The sequence below is a fragment of the Bacillus pretiosus genome (assembly GCF_052947655.1).
Genome location: NZ_CM129593.1, coordinates 1,968,337 through 1,983,517, shown reverse-complemented (window position 1 = coordinate 1,983,517; position 15,181 = coordinate 1,968,337). Strand labels below are relative to the sequence as shown.

The following is a 15,181-nucleotide window of genomic DNA, read 5'->3' as shown; positions in this document are numbered from 1 at the left end:
GGGATTTTCACATAGCAATATTATTATTTGTTCTTTTCCATAACCGCAAAATAATTCTCTTCACTATCAGCAAAGTTAAATACTTTACCAGAAGGCATTGTTACCATTTCACCAACAGTAACATTTTTATTTTTTAAATCTGTATATAATTGATCAAGATTTTCTGAGAAGAACATTAAAGATGGTGTACCAAGATTTAATTCTGGGCTCATCTTAGAAATCACTTCTTTATTATGTAATATAATGCTCGTTTCTGCACCGCTAGTCGGAGCAATCTCAATCCATCTCATTCCTTGCTTATTATCTTCCTCTGCAACTACATGAAACCCTACCTTTTCCGTCCAAAAATGTACTGCCTCATCTTGATTATTTACATACAGCATAATTTGTCCAACTTTATGGATCATTTCATTTCCCCCTAATGGTTTTTATATTCTATGTAGGTTTCTACAGGTACTATTATTATTCCTCTTTCATTCAATTACAAACAAAAAAGACGTAACTACAAATAGTTACGTCTTTCTCTTTATTTATCTAGGCTTTTTCTTCCCAGTAAATGCTGGTTTCTTTTTCTTTGGTGCTTTCGGTTTCGTTTCTACAAATGATCCGTTGAACATTTCTTGCTTCGTAAATACGATGCCTAGTTTTTTTGCAAATTGAAGTAATTTACGCTCTTCTTGTTGTGTTACAAGAGAAACGACTGTTCCTTCTTTACCCATACGTCCTGTACGTCCTGAGCGGTGAATATATTGGTCTACTGTGTCTGGTAACTCCAAGTGGATTACATGTGTTAAATCATCGATATCAATACCGCGTGCTGCAATATCAGTAGCAAGTAGAATTTCTAATTTCCCGCCGCGGAAAGCACGCATCGTTGCTTCACGCTCTTGCTTACTTGCCTCTGCATGAAGAGCCGCTGCTTTCATTTTACGGAATTGCAATTTCTGAGTAATTTCATCTAAACGGAATGGGTCATTTAAGAAAGCAACTGCTTTTACATCGCCCATATGCATAATTCTTCTTACGTAATCATTTTTTTCGCGTCGCTCACAAATGATATACGTATGCTCAACTAAGCTTTTTGACTCTGCACGTGTTATACGTACTAATTGTGGTTCAACTGCTAAATCACGTGCAGCATCTTCTGCCGCTTTTGTAATTGTCGCCGAGAAGAATACTAATTGACGATCTCGCATTGTAGATTTAATTACATCTTGTACTGCGCCCATCATCTTTTGTTTTACAATTTGATCAAACTCATCAAATACAATCGTTTTTACTTCATGCATCTTTAGCTTTTTCATTCGAATTAATTCTAAAATACGTCCTGGTGAACCGACAATTACTCTCGGGTGTTTCTTTAATTTTTCAACTTGGCGCTTAATATCTGCACCACCAATTAAAGATGCCCCTGAAATTTCAGTCCCTGCTGTAAACTTTTGAACCTCTTCGTGAATTTGCATTACAAGCTCACGTGTTGGCGCTAAAACAACAACTTGTGGTTGTTTTACTTCAGGATTAATTTTATGTAAAAGGGGTAATAAGTACGCTAATGTTTTTCCTGTTCCAGTTGGAGATTCAGCAATAACGTCTTGTCCTTCTAAAATAGTTGGAATCGCTTGTTTTTGAATTTCAGTTAATTCTTTAAAACCAGCCTTCTCCCAAGCTTGTTGTAAAAATGGTTGCATATCTTTTATCATTTGTTTTTCTCCTTTATCTCTATTTTTGAAGAAAATGTTGTATTGTTCGCACCGTTTCTATCATGTGTGAAATAACAGCTATTAAATCATCAACATGGTCTTCTGTAATCGCTTTTTGAAATATAACCTCTACCTTATTATGATATGAAATCGCTTGCTTATTATATTCGTATGAAATTTTCTGCGTAATCATTCTTTCTTTTCCCCATATAGAATGCATGAAATTTTCAATTTCTTCACACACTACCTCTGGCTTTTCTATCGGGAATGAAAATGCTAACTTCATTTCACAACCTGGTGTAAATTGTGGTACTTCCAATATTTCACCAGACAAGTTCTTTGCATCTACAGATAGTGAAAATGTTGCTTTTACTACCGGTTCGAACGGTTCTGTTAATTGAAATGAAATATGGTATATACGACTTAATGAGGCAAGGTCCATCATATCTTTTCGATCTGTTACAAGAATATCTCCATGTAAATCAAAATCATAAACAGCACCTTCTACGATTACTTTTAAATTATCAAAAGCAGTTGGATCAAACATAATTTCCTCCAAAAAACAGGCGCCTTTCGATGGAAAGGCGCCACTTGATGTATATATAGTTTACAGATAAACGAGATGAATTACAACCTTTTAGAATAAACCTACTGCTTTTCCATCTTCATTTACATCCATTTGTAGTGCTGCTGGCTGTTTTGGAAGGCCTGGCATTGTTAACATTGTTCCTGTTAACGCAACGATAAACCCTGCACCAATTGATGGTTTTAGCTCACGAATTGTAACGATAAAGTCAGACGGACGACCTAATTTTGTTGCATCGTCAGAAAGAGAGTATTGTGTTTTAGCCATACAAATTGGTAGGTTACTCCATCCTTCTCCTTCATATTGAGCTAATTGCTTACGTGCTTTCGGAGCAAATTCAATATCTTTTGCACCATACACTTTTTGAGCAATTGTACGGATTTTTTCTTCTAATGGTAATTCTAATTCATAAAGTGGTGCGTAGTTGTTCTCACCTTTTTCAATTTCTTTTAATACTTTTTCAGCAAGGTCAACTCCGCCTTGGCCACCCTTCTCCCAAACTTCCGTTAAGGATACTGCATAGCCACGCTCATTGCACCAATCTTGTAAGTATGCAACTTCTGCATCTGTATCTGTAATAAATTTATTAATTGCAATTACGAAAGGCACACCGAAGCTTTGAATTGTTTCAACATGCTTCTGTAAGTTTTCCATACCTTTTGCTAATGCATCTACATTTTCTTCTTTTAATTGATCTTTTGCTACGCCGCCATGCATTTTAAGCGCACGAATAGTCGCAACAATAACAACTGCTTCTGGTTTAATGCCAGCTGCACGAGCTTTAATATCTAAAAACTTCTCTGCACCTAAATCAGCACCAAATCCAGCTTCTGTAATAACATAATCACCTAATTTTGCGGCCATTGTTGTAGCGATAACACTGTTACAACCGTGAGCGATATTCGCAAATGGTCCACCGTGAATGATAGCTGGTGTATTTTCTAACGTTTGCACTAAGTTTGGTTTTAATGCGTCTTTTAATAATAATGTTAACGCACCTTCTACACCTAAATCTTTAACCGTTACAGGTTGATTTGCAAAGTTATAAGCAACTACGATGCGAGATAGACGAGCTTTTAAATCTTGAATATCTGTTGCAAGGCAGAATACGGCCATAATTTCAGATGCTACTGTAATATCAAAACCGTCTTCACGTGGTACACCTTGAACTGGTCCCCCAAGACCAATTACTACGTTACGTAGGGCACGATCATTTAAGTCAACACAGCGTTTCCAAACGATTTTACGCGTATCAATTCCAAGTGTGTTCCCTTGTTGGATATGATTATCAATAAACGCCGCTAACGCGTTATTAGCAGTTGTGATCGCATGAATATCTCCAGTAAAGTGAAGGTTAATGTCTTCCATAGGTACAACCTGTGAAAAACCGCCACCTGCTGCCCCGCCTTTTAGTCCCATCGTTGGTCCAAGAGATGGTTCGCGAAGTGCAATTACTGTTTTCTTACCAATTTTATTAAAAGCTTGACCTAAACCAACTGTTACTGTTGATTTACCTTCTCCAGCTGGAGTTGGGTTAATCGCTGTTACTAAAACAACTTTACCGTCTTTCTCATCCTGTAAGCGCTTAAAAATATCAAGAGATAACTTACCTTTATAATGCCCGTATGGCTCTAATTCATCTTCTAAAATATTTAATTCAGCTGCAATTTCTTGAATCTTCCTCATACTCGCTTCTTGCGCGATTTCAATATCGGATTTAACTGTTGTAGTAGTTGTCATATACCCTAGTCCCCCTTTAATTGGTTCTGATGATATTGTATCAGTTTTTTGTATTTTCTGCACTTATTTACCTCCTAAAAATTCTTTCATTTCTTTATGCGTTTTTTAACATAAATACCCATAAGAATGTTAACGATTGTTGTAACTCGATAGGTAGTTGACCTAGCATCTTCTCATTTACTCCGCGCTTATATACACCGATGCCATCTACAACTTCAAAACCTTGTTCTTTCGCTAACTGTTCAAACTCCCAAGGCATCATCGTATTACAAACAACGTCTTTGCCATATAAACGAGGATAACTGTTCTCTCGAGGCTTTGCTGTCGGTCCTAAAATTGCAATACATGCATACCCATCTCTTTTTAAAACGCGCTTTATCTCATTTAATGCTCGTAATGGCTCCTCGGTCCATTCTAAAGAATTTATTGCCATAATTGATTCAAATTGCTCATTTTCAAATGGTAAGGAAGAAAGATCCCCTTTTATAAAAGATAAATTCGGTCCTTCTCCACGCTCCTTCCCTTTTTGAATCATCACTTCTGATAAATCTACTCCAACTGCTTTATAGCCCGCGCGACTTAATTTATATGTACCATATCCATCCCCACAACCAACATCGAGCACCTGAGCTTCTTTCTTCACATACTGTTCAAAAAATGGAATAATTGTACTCCTACTCCCGCTGTCCCACATCTCTTGACTATTTTGATTCCAAAATTCTGCACTACTATCCCATTTTTTCTCTGCTGATTCATGCCAATTAAATTTCGTCATACATTCCCCTGCCTTCACGTTTTATCACTCATTTCATTCTACATCATTTTCCAAAATTCCTGTTTATCTTCATTAGGAGATGTACAAGCTAATAATGGAATCTTTATTCTCCAATTTTTGCTTTACTTGGGTTTAACTCATACTCATGTTCTTCTCTTTGTGTAAGATACTATAGGTACACCCAATTGAAAGAGAGGGATGTACATGCGAAGAAAGAGAAATCATCATTTTAAAAGTGGTGAAAAACACGAAGAGTATGCAGCTGAAATATCACCAGCTGGCATACCAATTAGACATAAGCGTAAAGAAATTGCAAATGAAATAGAAGGTACAAACACCGGTGCAATGGTAGGCTATGTCGCTTTATTTCTTTCGCTTTTCTCAATTGCATTTTATCCAGTTACACTCGGCTCTCTTGCGATTTTAGTCGGCTTATTAGCTGTCAATTTCGGAGCAAGAACACTTGGATATACAGCAATTGGTTTTGGTAGTTTTTCTGTTTTATTTACTTTACTCTATCCGCTTTCTTTGTCAGCGTTTTAAAAAAAACACACCAAGTTATACTTGGTGTGTTCATTCGTGATACAACATAATATGACCGCATCCACAGCAATGTTTCGCTGTAATTTCTTGAAACACTGGATAATTTTCTTCATCCCTATGTTCAATAAACACCTTTTCAAAACGGTACATGTTTGGCGCATATGCCCAATCTTGTTTCGTACGTGCATACAAAGTTGAGGAAAAAAACTCCTCACCACCGCAAACGATACATGTATTCTTCATTACTATCCCTCCTATGCTTGTCTTACTTCATCTATATGAACATAAGCATAAGAAAAAGACCTTCTATTACTAGAAAGTCTTCTCTGAAACAAAAAGAAATGTACCAAACATTCCTACTCCGCTATATTCTTTCGTAACACCAGCTTCTGTTTTAAATGTTTGCTTTGCAGTCATAAAGAATACACCATTTCGTGCATCTGTACTTTCAAATTGTAATTTTTCTTTTTTACCATCTACATTTTGTGTGCATTCAAAACTACTCTCATCACATTTCAATGCATACTTATCCTCTACATATACTTTAAAATCCGATTCTTTCGGACAAGTAATAAGTAAAATCGCTACGAGAATAATACTTACAATACCCACAATTGTATAATATTTCTTCATTTGTACTCCTTTCAAATGACAAGAAAACTTGACTTCATGCGCCAAGTTTTCTTAGTCCACAACCCATTGCCATTCTTGTTCTTTCTTATCAAAAATAAGCCAGCCTGTCTCTGTTGCTTCTTCTTTCAATTCATCGATATTATCTAGCACCTCATCCGTACTTTCATACGAACCAACTACATATACCGGAATTTCAAGACCTCTTCTTGACTCAATTTTCCCTGCTAGATCAATATAAAGACCGTCCTCCATTAATGGAAGAAGCCCCATGATCACTTCTTTCGAAATTGCTGGGAAAATTTTTGATTTTTGGAACAAAGAAAAACGTTTCTTACCAAAAGCACCGAGTTTATAAGGAATGACTTTACTTAACATCCCTACAAAGTCAGCAATTCTACGATAATACACTTTGTTGTACCATCCGTCATCATGTGAAAAATAAACAAATCTATTTTTCAATAGCGGAAAGAATGTTCTTGCAAGTGGTTCTTTTTTGTGAGCCAAATATAAAAGCTCTGCAATTTCTTTTGGCTCTAATTCATCTAAATCGCTTGCATCATCAAAATCTACCCAACAAAATTCATCAAATTCATCAATCTCTGCTTGAATTAGCTTATGTATATTTTCTTCCTCAACATATTCAAATAAAGTATGATAATGAAAATCTGTCCATTCAAAGTTATGCTTCAAAAGCAACACTTGATGAAGCGGTGAAGGGATGTTACTTGCAAACTCTTTAAACGTAATTCCTGATGTAATAAAACAATGACCCCGACGATTACCATTAATATATATCATATTTTTTACTTGGTCAGATCCTCCAGACAAAGCACCTAGCCACCTTCGTTTTATATGTTTCAATTCTATAGCATATTTTAACATGAAAAATTTTAGAAACATAGAAAAAAATTCAAAAACTATTTACAATTTCATGTGTTTTATTACATAGTGATTACAAGAAAAAACACCTGCTCGTGAGCAGGTGTTTTTAAAGGATTTCATCTGGGTTTTGAGGATGATGATTTCCCTCTTTCTTTTCATCTTTTTGGAACATCGATTGAATTTTATCAATTGTTTGTGGAGCTAATTCAATCATTTTTTCTGCTAAATGTGTCGCATTTTGTAGATGCAGAATATTTACTCCATCTTTATTCACTACAAGAAATGCTACTGGTGTAATAGAAACACCACCCGCGCTACCGCCACCAAATGCAGGGTTACCGTTCGCTCTTTGGCCATCATTCGTTTGGAAATCAGAACCTCCTGCTCCAAAACCGAACGCCACTTTAGAAACCGTTAACACCACACCACCGTCAGCCGTTTGAACAGGCTCTCCAACAATCGTATTTACATCGACCATTTCTTTTAAATTTTCCATTGCCGCTTTCATTAACCCTTGAATTGGATGATCCACCGTTCATAACCTCCTTTGTCATATCTTTCCTAGTTTTTCCGAAAGTTGGTGAACTAAACATAAAATTTTATATTGATTTCAAAAAACTTAAGTTGTAATATTTAGAAAAGTAAAAAAAGAGGTCGATTCGTTATGATGCGAAAGTTAACAAAGAAAGATCATGAACAAGTATTCGATTACCTAAAAGAAGAAGCAGCCCTTAACTTGTTTATTATTGGGGATTTAGAAGCTTTCGGTTATGAAACAGACTTTCAAGAATTATGGGGCGTATTTAAAGAGAATGGAACATTAAAATCGATTTTACTCCGCTTCCATGATGCATTTATACCCTATAGTAAAGAAGAATTTATTACCATTGATTATGAGGCACTTATTTCCGCCTATAAGCCGCTTAAACTCTCTGGCAAATCAACTATTGTAGAAAGATTTGAAACCGCTCCGAGCATACAACTAGGTGTCAAAAATAAAATGTATTTTTGTGAATGTCTAAATGACAACAACTTACCTATTACACCTGTCCAAGAAACAATTAAACTTGCCACACTAGATGATGTAAAGCGAATAATGCAATTACGAAGTAACATCGTTGAATTTCCGACTGCTAATGAATCAGAGAAAATATTAAGACAAGCTCTCGAAACAAACACAGGACGTACATACTATATTGAAAAAGACGGCGCTATTATTGCATCCGCCTCTACATCTGCTGAAAATTCATTATCCGCTATGGTAGTTGGCGTATGTACGCATCCGAACTACCGCGGAAATGGATTTGCTTCACTCATATTGCAAAAAATGATTCAAGACTTTACGAAAGAAGGCCGAACACTTTGCTTGTTTTATAATAATCCGGCTGCTGGACGAATTTATAAACGATTAGGGTTTAAAGATATAGGGATGTGGACGATGTACCGATAATAAAAAGCCGATTTGAAATCGGCTTTTTATACATATTGTGCTAATCCAGCTTCAAAGGCTTTTTTATCATTATTTAGTACACCAAACAATGCTTCTTGAAGCGCAAATGTACTTTTATAAAAATACATTCGTTCCTTTACTGCTTCTAAATTAGGATAATGAGCTGAAAATAGTTGTAAAAACTCCTCTCCATAACTAGCTAATTCTATTCGAAGTTTCTGAATACCTTTTTCATATTTCGGAAACCGGAATACTACATTATCATTTACAATTAATACATCATTATTTTGGCCAATTTCATTTATATAAGCTGATCTTATTTGTAATTCAGGACACACTCTTTGTAAATACGAAACATACTCATTTTCTTTTCTCATTCTTTCCCCTCTCCCGTTCAAGCCTATTGTTCTCACTTCAAAGTCATAATTACCTGTCTTTCAACAAAACCAAACTCTTCGTACATCTCTTTCGCAAAATTCCCGGCAAATACATTTAAGCGAATTTCTGAATACGTCTCCTTCAATTCCTTAATACCAGCTTCCATCAGTTCTTTCGACAGTCCTTTCCCGCGATATTCTGGAAAAACGTATAACTCATATATAAATCCAAGTTTTTCATGAGAGAAATAGTCTGTATTTTCCCCTATTAATACCCATCCCATTACTTTCTTTTCTTCTTTAATAACTAAATAATATGCTCCCTTTTCCACTATTGGCTTTGTAATTTCAATCGCTTTCTCTATACTTAATCGACAATTCCCTCTTGTCCCTTCAAAAAGTGATTGAGCTGCATACTGTAAGATTTCATTCGTTTCTTCTCGATTCGCCTTTTCTATCATTTTTCACAACTCCACTCATTAATAGGCATTACTATCGCTTGTTCAAGTTCCTCCGGCTCAATCACAATTGCCAGCAATCCCTTTTCCGTAATCGTTTCATGAAATTCGCCCTTCTCCCAAAACACAGCCTGTCCCGCTTCCACCTTCACATTTTCTTTATCTGCTCCGCATACATATCCTTCTCCATCCACAATAAGAAGCAGCTGTGATACAACTGCTTCATGATATCCAATTATTCCATTCTCTCGTAAATGCATAGCACCAATATGTACATTTCCTTTATGGTTTAATATTTTTGACATTATGAAATTAGATTGAAATGCTGAGATTTTCTTTCCCACTTTTTCACTAAAATCAAAAATTTTCATTACTAATCCTCCCTATACGTATAAAACCATCCTTACTGTCTGCATCATATGTCCTTCAAAATCTTCTTCAAATTCCTCTAATTGTGCAAAACCTTTCGCTTCATAAAAACGTTTTCCTTTTTCATTCGCTGCTTCTACATGAATGTATAGTTTCCGAATTCCTTTTAATTCCGTTAACCCTTTTTGTAATAAAGCACTTCCTACCCCTTTCCCTTGCTGATCTGGTAACAAATAAATCGCTCCTAATTCTGCTTCGTTTTGCAATCTAACAGGTGAAAAATTCGCAAAGCCAATTACTTCTCCCTCTTCTTCCGCAACGAATAAATGTGTATTTTCAAGACGATATTTCATTTTTTCATCAGAATAGGCCTCGTCTAAAAATCTGTCTTGAATCTCTCTCGGAATAATGCTTTCGTATGTATCATGCCAAGCTATTTTCGCTACGGATTGTACAGCGTGAATATCTTCTTGCTTCATTTCTCTAATTACATATGTCATCTCGTTGTCTCCATTCTCTTTAACTTATATTCTGCTAATATACTAGAAGAAATGGCAGAACCATTTTCATAATTCACTTTAATTAATTTTAATTTCTCAATTGAAGCTGTTGCATAATCAAATTTTTCATATATATATTCCATTACACTTAAAAACTGATTTGCATGTAACTTATTTGCAATCGTGCAATGCGGAACCCATTTTCCTGGTACATAATATGAATTTAAATTATCATGAAAAGTTTTAAAATTATCATGATAAGAATGATGAAGTTTTAACAATTCATCTGTAATGGTCGGTGCTAAAAAGATCGTTCCATTAGTAGGAAAAACTCCAACAGAAGGAAAATTTATTGCAGCCATATTTTCTTGAACAGCTACAAACTCCTCTAATTTCTTAGTATATAAGTTAACATCTACCTCATTGTAATCAGCTAATGTAATATGAGGTTCTACTCCGGCTAATTGATTTGTGCCAATGATATTTGTTATTTCATTTTGTAATTCTATAATTTTATTAGTAAACACACAATCAAATGTAGCAATAATAGCGTACATACTTTCTCACCCCTTCGTTACATATAACGCTTCCCATTCTTCACGAATCATTCCCATTCGAATAGAATCATAGTACGTCCCGTTATAATAACGACATTTTCGCATCCTACCTTCTAAGCTCATTCCTATTTTCTCCGCTACTTTCATCATTCGTTCATTGCCAGACCAAGTCGTGATTCCTACTCTGCCAATCTCCATCTTTTCAAATAGTAAATCTCGATATAACGTTAACGCCTCTGTACCATAACCACCATTCCAGTAATTTGGATTATAAATAACAAGCCCTATCTCTAACCAACGCGTCGGTTTATATTCCCAATAAAACCCGATTGTCCCTATAATTTGACCGTTATTTTCTATAATTAAATTGGATAGAGGTTCCTCTTTTAAACGAGTTTTCATCTTCTCTTTATAAGACGAGTATTCTTGCATTGAAAACGGAAAATACGGTGCATCCCATTTTTTCCATTCTGGATTTTCTTCTTTAAATACGAGATCCCATAATGTTTTTATATCTGATTCTTCAATTGCACGAATTGTAACTTTATCCCCTTTTACTCTTACGTTTTGCATAATTTCCTCCTACACTCCTCTTTATTTCATATATAATTATAATGTTTTTTCAGAAAAATCAAAACAAATATCGTTTATTATATTGTATAATTTTGTTATAAGATACCAATTATTCATGTGGAGAGCTGGTGATTCAATGAATAATCGATTTAGTATTGCTTTATTTCTCACTATTATTACAACAAATATTATTCTCTATTTCTTCTTACCATTACGTATTGTTACGAAATGGGACTTCAATGGAACGCCTACATCAACAATGGATAAAAGCACTTTTGTTATCGTAAATATAATTATATGTACCTTCTTATTCTTTTTATTTTTAGCTTTATCTAAAGCAGCGAGTAACCAGAAATTTCTCCTTTGGATTGGCAACACAATTTTACTATTTTTATTTTTTGTCGATATTGTCATTGCTCTCATCGCTCTTGGCTTCACTCTTCCTCTTGATCATTTCATATTTTTAGCATTAGGGCTTTTATTTATATTAATAGGCTATTTCAGTTCCAAAATCGATACGAGTAAATCAACGGTTTCATTGGAATGGAATGATAAACATCTTGAAAAAAGAGCTTCAAATATTTGTAGTATTTCAATGATAATAGCAGGTATTTTCCTAGCCGGGCTTCCATTTATCGTTCCTGTTCCGTATAGAGGTTATGCTATAATCGCAATTATTTTAGGAATGACGCTTGCCATTTTACCGAGTACGATTTACTTACTTATGAAAGACAGCAAGCAATCTACTCATTTAAAAAGGTAATAAAAAAATAGGAGGTTCTATACCTCCTATTTCAGCTAAACGTTTTCTTTTTCATTTTTTCTATCTCAACTAAAATCCCTTTCTCTATCCAGCCTTCTATTCCATCTCTTTTCACTAAATCATATCCTGAACAGCTTCCATCAATGAGAGAAACAATGTCCCCTTTCCTTACACATATTTGTGCACAAGAAATATCGGTTTTCACTGTGTAATCACCTGACTCAAGCTGCCTAATATATTCATTTTTCACATAAAGTAATGTATTCGTTTCCTTTTGCTTGCATATTGTGTATTCTTGCACCTTCTCCATCGGCTCTATGTAATAATATGGATATGTTACCCCGCCCTGCATTTCTGAATTCGCATTAAAATCTGCTATCACTTCAAACTCTGGAAAATAGTCTACATATGTATAAGAAAACATATCACCTGCTGGTTTCCTTTGAATGATAAATGCGTTTAATTGCCCTGCCTCTTTAATCGTATTTCCCCCATCCATCGCAATAATCTTTTTCTCCTTATCAATAACTGGATTATTAGACGGTGCTTTGTCTGAATAGTTTACAACAGGCCAATGACCGACAACTACATATTTATGTGCTCTATGTGATTTATTGAAAAACTCCGGCATTGCTATCGCATTTTTTCGTTCTGTCTCTTTCCAATCTTCTCTATCTTCAAGGCCAGCATGTACAAAAATATAATCTTCTGTTTCAAGCGCTGTTGGCAATTCTGTCAGCCACTTTATTTCTTTTGAAAAATGGCTCATTAATACTTCCCTTACTTTTTGAATAGGCGTACCTTCATGAATAGAGAAATGCACACACTCTAACCATTCATTAAAAATCGAATGCTTTCTCGTACATAAATAATTGATAAGACCAGGATTTTCATTTAAAAGCGCATCAACTAAAACTTCACAATTCCCTTCAACAACGTGAACATTTGAATTATTCTTTACAAGATTCATAACGTAGTTTACGACGCCGATGCTGTCTCTTCCTTTCTCACAAAGATCACCATTAATAATTAAATAATCTTCATCTTTAAAGTTAACTTTCTGTAGTACTTCTTTTAAAAGAAGTACTTCTCCATGAATATCAGATATTACGATTACTCTAACATCATTAGGGATTGATAGTTTCTTTATTTTTTCCAAGTGTAAGCGCTCCAATCATTCTCTGTATTATTTACAAAAAAACAATTCAACAACTTAAATTATAAACCTTTCTAAATGAAATAGGTTCTATATATTATGTCATATAGAACCTATCCTTCTTTATAATTCTTTATAAAAAGAAAAACTTACCTTATCATAACCTTCTCTTTCATAAAAGCGGTGAGCGTCTAATCTAGGAAACGCTGATGTAAGAACGATGGACTCACATTCGTTTTCTTTTCCCCAGTTCTCTATATAGGAGAGTAATACATTCCCATACCCTTTTGAACGATGTGCTTCTGCTGTTACAAGGTCATATACGAAAACATGTTTCTCATTATAAAAATTCGTACAAATCGCTACACCGGCTAGACTAACTGCTTCATCTTCTTCATTACGTAGCGAAAATAGTTTATAATTCTCTTCTTTCATTTTTTGAAACAAAGAACTTGCTTCTTCTCTTGAAAGTTTCGTTCGTAACTGCTGTAATACGGGAAATACATCATGTAAATCCGCTTCTGTTACTACTTCTCTAATATTCATTTTGATTCTCCCCTTACTATTTATAAAATTTTCTAAATGTTATATCATCATTATAGAAAGCCACTGCCCTTAGCTTAAGTGACAGTTTTATCTTTTTTTATAAGGCCAGTATGAAAAGGAGCGTCTACGAATGGATCTGACTATCCCATTAGTATTACAAAGTAAAATACCCCTTTACTTACAAATTTATGAATATATGAAACGAGAAATCTCTCATAGATCACTATGTGCCGGTACACGCCTTCCTTCTCACAGAAATTTAGCAGTACAACTTAATGTGAGCCGTATTACAGTGGAATCCGCTTATCAACAATTACTAGCTGAAGGGTATGTAGAAAGCAAACCGAAACGTGGGATTTTTGTTGCAGAAGTTGATATGGATGTCATTCAAAAGAAACAGCAAATTGCGTCAAACAGTGCTAACAATAAAGAAAACGAACAATATGATTATGATTGTAGTCAAGGACTTATTGATCAAAAAGCTTTTCCGATAACAAACTGGAAAAGAGCAATACACGAAACTTTATTTCAGTATGAAAATGAATTATTTGCTAAGGAAGATCCACAAGGTGAGCTCGTTCTACGAGAACATATTTCAAAGTATTTATATCATGCTCGCGGGGTACATTCTTCACCTGATCAAATTATTATTGGAGCAGGTACGCAGCCTCTTCTTTGGCTACTACTTCAACTACTTGGTTCAAAAAAGGAATTCGGAATCGAAAACCCTGGATTTCACCGTATTCCTGCTATGATTCAAAGTTCTGGTCTTACCGTTCACCCCATCCCTTTAGATGATAAAGGAATTCATATTTCCGCTTTACGTGAATCGGGTTGCAATGTAGCGTATGTCACTCCATCTCACCAATTTCCACTTGGAATCATTATGCCATTATCTAGAAGACTCGAGTTATTAAAATGGGCGAATGATTGTAAGGGCTATATTATTGAAGATGATTACGACGGGGAATTCCGTTATATAGGAAAACCTATTCCTTCTTTACAAGGACTAGATGCAAATGAACGTGTTATTTATATGGGAACTTTCTCGAAATCTTTTTTACCTTCTTTACGAATGGGATATATTGTTTTACCACCTCATCTGTTAAGATCCTATGAAGAGCTTGGTGGTATGTTTAAACAAACTGTTTCTACGCTGCAGCAACTTACCTTTGCCACCTTTATTCAAAATGGTGATTGGGAACGTCATATTAACCGAAGTCGGACGTTATATAAAAGAAAACATATTTCTTTAATTAAATCTATTACAAACGAGATGGGAAATAACGTCCATATACTCGGTGAACAATCCGGACTTCATATTGTACTTCACGTTCATAACGGGATGAATGAACAAGAACTTATTCATGCAGCCGCAAAAGAACGTATTAAGTTATACCCTCTCTCCACATACGATTCTGTTCATAATGTAATGGATGAGTCGTATGTATTGCTCGGTTTTGGCAGTATTCCAGAGGATCGTATCGAAACTGTAGTTCAATTACTGAGAAAGGCCTGGTTCCCTAAATAAGAATAGCTCCACGTAAGTTATACTTACGTGGAGCTATTTTCA

General features: G+C 35.1%; 21 protein-coding genes. 4 read left to right on the top strand and 17 right to left on the bottom strand.

The genetic code is table 11. From position 1 onward, the window contains the following. Positions 1-23: 23 nt before the first annotated feature. From ACU8YW_RS10315 to ACU8YW_RS10295, 5 genes are all read right to left on the bottom strand, one after another. Positions 24-407 carry a VOC family protein gene (locus ACU8YW_RS10315; protein WP_097907113.1) on the bottom strand — a complete coding sequence of 128 codons (384 nt, stop codon included), beginning with the start codon at positions 405-407 and terminating at the stop codon, positions 24-26. A gap of 123 nt (positions 408-530) precedes the next feature. After that, entirely contained in the window at positions 531-1,700 is a 1,170-nt protein-coding gene (locus ACU8YW_RS10310) for a DEAD/DEAH box helicase (RefSeq protein WP_000588608.1), read from the bottom strand. A 19-nt stretch (positions 1,701-1,719) separates the two neighbouring features. Beyond that, positions 1,720-2,247, bottom strand: a complete 528-nt coding sequence (locus ACU8YW_RS10305; RefSeq protein WP_141499182.1) for a hypothetical protein — start codon at positions 2,245-2,247, stop codon at positions 1,720-1,722. A gap of 90 nt (positions 2,248-2,337) precedes the next feature. Further along, positions 2,338-4,026 carry a formate--tetrahydrofolate ligase gene (locus tag ACU8YW_RS10300; RefSeq protein ID WP_087983223.1) on the bottom strand — a complete coding sequence of 563 codons (1,689 nt, stop codon included), beginning with the start codon at positions 4,024-4,026 and terminating at the stop codon, positions 2,338-2,340. A 94-nt stretch (positions 4,027-4,120) separates the two neighbouring features. Then, complete coding sequence (locus ACU8YW_RS10295; protein WP_060488566.1) at positions 4,121-4,801, bottom strand: class I SAM-dependent methyltransferase; 681 nt, start codon at positions 4,799-4,801, stop codon at positions 4,121-4,123. A 204-nt stretch (positions 4,802-5,005) separates the two neighbouring features. Between ACU8YW_RS10295 and ACU8YW_RS10290 the strand changes: the two genes are divergently transcribed. Beyond that, on the top strand, positions 5,006-5,344 hold the full coding sequence (locus tag ACU8YW_RS10290) for a hypothetical protein (RefSeq protein ID WP_060488565.1): 339 nt from the start codon (positions 5,006-5,008) through the stop codon (positions 5,342-5,344). Positions 5,345-5,374: 30 nt separating this feature from the next. Here ACU8YW_RS10290 and ACU8YW_RS10285 read toward each other — a convergent pair whose 3' ends face one another. The 4 genes from ACU8YW_RS10285 to ytfJ form a co-directional block, all read right to left on the bottom strand. Next, complete coding sequence (locus ACU8YW_RS10285; RefSeq protein WP_000798747.1) at positions 5,375-5,587, bottom strand: hypothetical protein; 213 nt, start codon at positions 5,585-5,587, stop codon at positions 5,375-5,377. 69 nt (positions 5,588-5,656) lie between these two features. Next, positions 5,657-5,977, bottom strand: a complete 321-nt coding sequence (locus ACU8YW_RS10280) for a hypothetical protein (protein WP_048540982.1) — start codon at positions 5,975-5,977, stop codon at positions 5,657-5,659. A gap of 51 nt (positions 5,978-6,028) precedes the next feature. Then, complete coding sequence (locus ACU8YW_RS10275; RefSeq protein WP_000014094.1) at positions 6,029-6,805, bottom strand: oxalate:formate antiporter; 777 nt, start codon at positions 6,803-6,805, stop codon at positions 6,029-6,031. Positions 6,806-6,965: 160 nt separating this feature from the next. Continuing rightward, the gene (gene ytfJ / locus ACU8YW_RS10270; RefSeq protein ID WP_000349987.1) at positions 6,966-7,391 is read right to left on the bottom strand and encodes a GerW family sporulation protein; all 426 of its coding nucleotides are present in this window, start codon (positions 7,389-7,391) and stop codon (positions 6,966-6,968) included. A 132-nt stretch (positions 7,392-7,523) separates the two neighbouring features. Here ytfJ and ACU8YW_RS10265 point away from each other — a divergent pair, with 132 nt between their 5' ends. Continuing rightward, positions 7,524-8,309, top strand: a complete 786-nt coding sequence (locus tag ACU8YW_RS10265) for a GNAT family N-acetyltransferase (RefSeq protein ID WP_426933726.1) — start codon at positions 7,524-7,526, stop codon at positions 8,307-8,309. A 26-nt stretch (positions 8,310-8,335) separates the two neighbouring features. Here the strand turns inward: ACU8YW_RS10265 and ACU8YW_RS10260 are convergent, their stop codons facing one another. Genes ACU8YW_RS10260 through ACU8YW_RS10235 form a run of 6 tightly spaced genes read right to left on the bottom strand, consistent with a single transcriptional unit; the run spans position 8,336 to position 11,143 of the window. Then, positions 8,336-8,686 carry a hypothetical protein gene (locus tag ACU8YW_RS10260; RefSeq protein WP_088063138.1) on the bottom strand — a complete coding sequence of 117 codons (351 nt, stop codon included), beginning with the start codon at positions 8,684-8,686 and terminating at the stop codon, positions 8,336-8,338. 32 nt (positions 8,687-8,718) lie between these two features. Beyond that, positions 8,719-9,147 (bottom strand): GNAT family N-acetyltransferase, encoded by a 429-nt coding sequence (locus tag ACU8YW_RS10255; protein ID WP_097907110.1) that lies wholly within the window; start codon positions 9,145-9,147, stop codon positions 8,719-8,721. After that, on the bottom strand, positions 9,144-9,515 hold the full coding sequence (locus tag ACU8YW_RS10250; RefSeq protein WP_262719809.1) for a cupin: 372 nt from the start codon (positions 9,513-9,515) through the stop codon (positions 9,144-9,146). Before ACU8YW_RS10250 ends, ACU8YW_RS10255 begins: the two co-directional genes overlap by 4 nt. 12 nt (positions 9,516-9,527) lie before the next feature. Continuing rightward, entirely contained in the window at positions 9,528-10,013 is a 486-nt protein-coding gene (locus tag ACU8YW_RS10245) for a GNAT family N-acetyltransferase (RefSeq protein ID WP_087982712.1), read from the bottom strand. Next, on the bottom strand, positions 10,010-10,570 hold the full coding sequence (locus tag ACU8YW_RS10240) for a 2'-5' RNA ligase family protein (RefSeq protein ID WP_097908535.1): 561 nt from the start codon (positions 10,568-10,570) through the stop codon (positions 10,010-10,012). Before ACU8YW_RS10240 ends, ACU8YW_RS10245 begins: the two co-directional genes overlap by 4 nt. A gap of 6 nt (positions 10,571-10,576) precedes the next feature. Further along, the gene (locus ACU8YW_RS10235) at positions 10,577-11,143 is read right to left on the bottom strand and encodes a GNAT family N-acetyltransferase (protein ID WP_097889438.1); all 567 of its coding nucleotides are present in this window, start codon (positions 11,141-11,143) and stop codon (positions 10,577-10,579) included. 136 nt (positions 11,144-11,279) lie between these two features. Between ACU8YW_RS10235 and ACU8YW_RS10230 the strand changes: the two genes are divergently transcribed. Next, positions 11,280-11,906: a DUF1648 domain-containing protein gene (locus tag ACU8YW_RS10230; RefSeq protein WP_097908536.1), complete on the top strand. Its 627-nt coding sequence runs from the start codon at positions 11,280-11,282 to the stop codon at positions 11,904-11,906. Between the two features lie 31 nt (positions 11,907-11,937). Here the strand turns inward: ACU8YW_RS10230 and ACU8YW_RS10225 are convergent, their stop codons facing one another. Together ACU8YW_RS10225 and ACU8YW_RS10220 are read right to left on the bottom strand one after the other, a co-directional pair. Continuing rightward, positions 11,938-13,065 carry a metallophosphoesterase gene (locus ACU8YW_RS10225; RefSeq protein WP_426933728.1) on the bottom strand — a complete coding sequence of 376 codons (1,128 nt, stop codon included), beginning with the start codon at positions 13,063-13,065 and terminating at the stop codon, positions 11,938-11,940. A 120-nt stretch (positions 13,066-13,185) separates the two neighbouring features. Further along, positions 13,186-13,608: a GNAT family N-acetyltransferase gene (locus ACU8YW_RS10220; protein WP_087982720.1), complete on the bottom strand. Its 423-nt coding sequence runs from the start codon at positions 13,606-13,608 to the stop codon at positions 13,186-13,188. A 130-nt stretch (positions 13,609-13,738) separates the two neighbouring features. Between ACU8YW_RS10220 and pdxR the strand changes: the two genes are divergently transcribed. After that, positions 13,739-15,139 (top strand): MocR-like pyridoxine biosynthesis transcription factor PdxR, encoded by a 1,401-nt coding sequence (gene pdxR / locus ACU8YW_RS10215; protein WP_426933729.1) that lies wholly within the window; start codon positions 13,739-13,741, stop codon positions 15,137-15,139. Positions 15,140-15,181 lie beyond the last annotated feature (42 nt).

Bases quoted from the DNA above. Each gene is read 5' to 3' on its own strand.
- ACU8YW_RS10315 (WP_097907113.1), bottom strand. From the start codon at position 407: ATGATCCATAAAGTTGGACAAATTATGCTGTATGTAAATAATCAAGAT.
- ACU8YW_RS10310 (WP_000588608.1), bottom strand. From the start codon at position 1,700: ATGATAAAAGATATGCAACCATTTTTACAACAAGCTTGGGAGAAGGCT.
- ACU8YW_RS10305 (WP_141499182.1), bottom strand. From the start codon at position 2,247: ATGTTTGATCCAACTGCTTTTGATAATTTAAAAGTAATCGTAGAAGGT.
- ACU8YW_RS10300 (WP_087983223.1), bottom strand. From the start codon at position 4,026: ATGACAACTACTACAACAGTTAAATCCGATATTGAAATCGCGCAAGAA.
- ACU8YW_RS10295 (WP_060488566.1), bottom strand. From the start codon at position 4,801: ATGACGAAATTTAATTGGCATGAATCAGCAGAGAAAAAATGGGATAGT.
- ACU8YW_RS10290 (WP_060488565.1), top strand. From the start codon at position 5,006: ATGCGAAGAAAGAGAAATCATCATTTTAAAAGTGGTGAAAAACACGAA.
- ACU8YW_RS10285 (WP_000798747.1), bottom strand. From the start codon at position 5,587: ATGAAGAATACATGTATCGTTTGCGGTGGTGAGGAGTTTTTTTCCTCA.
- ACU8YW_RS10280 (WP_048540982.1), bottom strand. From the start codon at position 5,977: ATGAAGAAATATTATACAATTGTGGGTATTGTAAGTATTATTCTCGTA.
- ACU8YW_RS10265 (WP_426933726.1), top strand. From the start codon at position 7,524: ATGATGCGAAAGTTAACAAAGAAAGATCATGAACAAGTATTCGATTAC.
- ACU8YW_RS10260 (WP_088063138.1), bottom strand. From the start codon at position 8,686: ATGAGAAAAGAAAATGAGTATGTTTCGTATTTACAAAGAGTGTGTCCT.
- ACU8YW_RS10255 (WP_097907110.1), bottom strand. From the start codon at position 9,147: ATGATAGAAAAGGCGAATCGAGAAGAAACGAATGAAATCTTACAGTAT.
- ACU8YW_RS10250 (WP_262719809.1), bottom strand. From the start codon at position 9,515: ATGAAAATTTTTGATTTTAGTGAAAAAGTGGGAAAGAAAATCTCAGCA.
- ACU8YW_RS10245 (WP_087982712.1), bottom strand. From the start codon at position 10,013: ATGACATATGTAATTAGAGAAATGAAGCAAGAAGATATTCACGCTGTA.
- ACU8YW_RS10240 (WP_097908535.1), bottom strand. From the start codon at position 10,570: ATGTACGCTATTATTGCTACATTTGATTGTGTGTTTACTAATAAAATT.
- ACU8YW_RS10235 (WP_097889438.1), bottom strand. From the start codon at position 11,143: ATGCAAAACGTAAGAGTAAAAGGGGATAAAGTTACAATTCGTGCAATT.
- ACU8YW_RS10230 (WP_097908536.1), top strand. From the start codon at position 11,280: ATGAATAATCGATTTAGTATTGCTTTATTTCTCACTATTATTACAACA.
- ACU8YW_RS10220 (WP_087982720.1), bottom strand. From the start codon at position 13,608: ATGAATATTAGAGAAGTAGTAACAGAAGCGGATTTACATGATGTATTT.
- pdxR (WP_426933729.1), top strand. From the start codon at position 13,739: ATGGATCTGACTATCCCATTAGTATTACAAAGTAAAATACCCCTTTAC.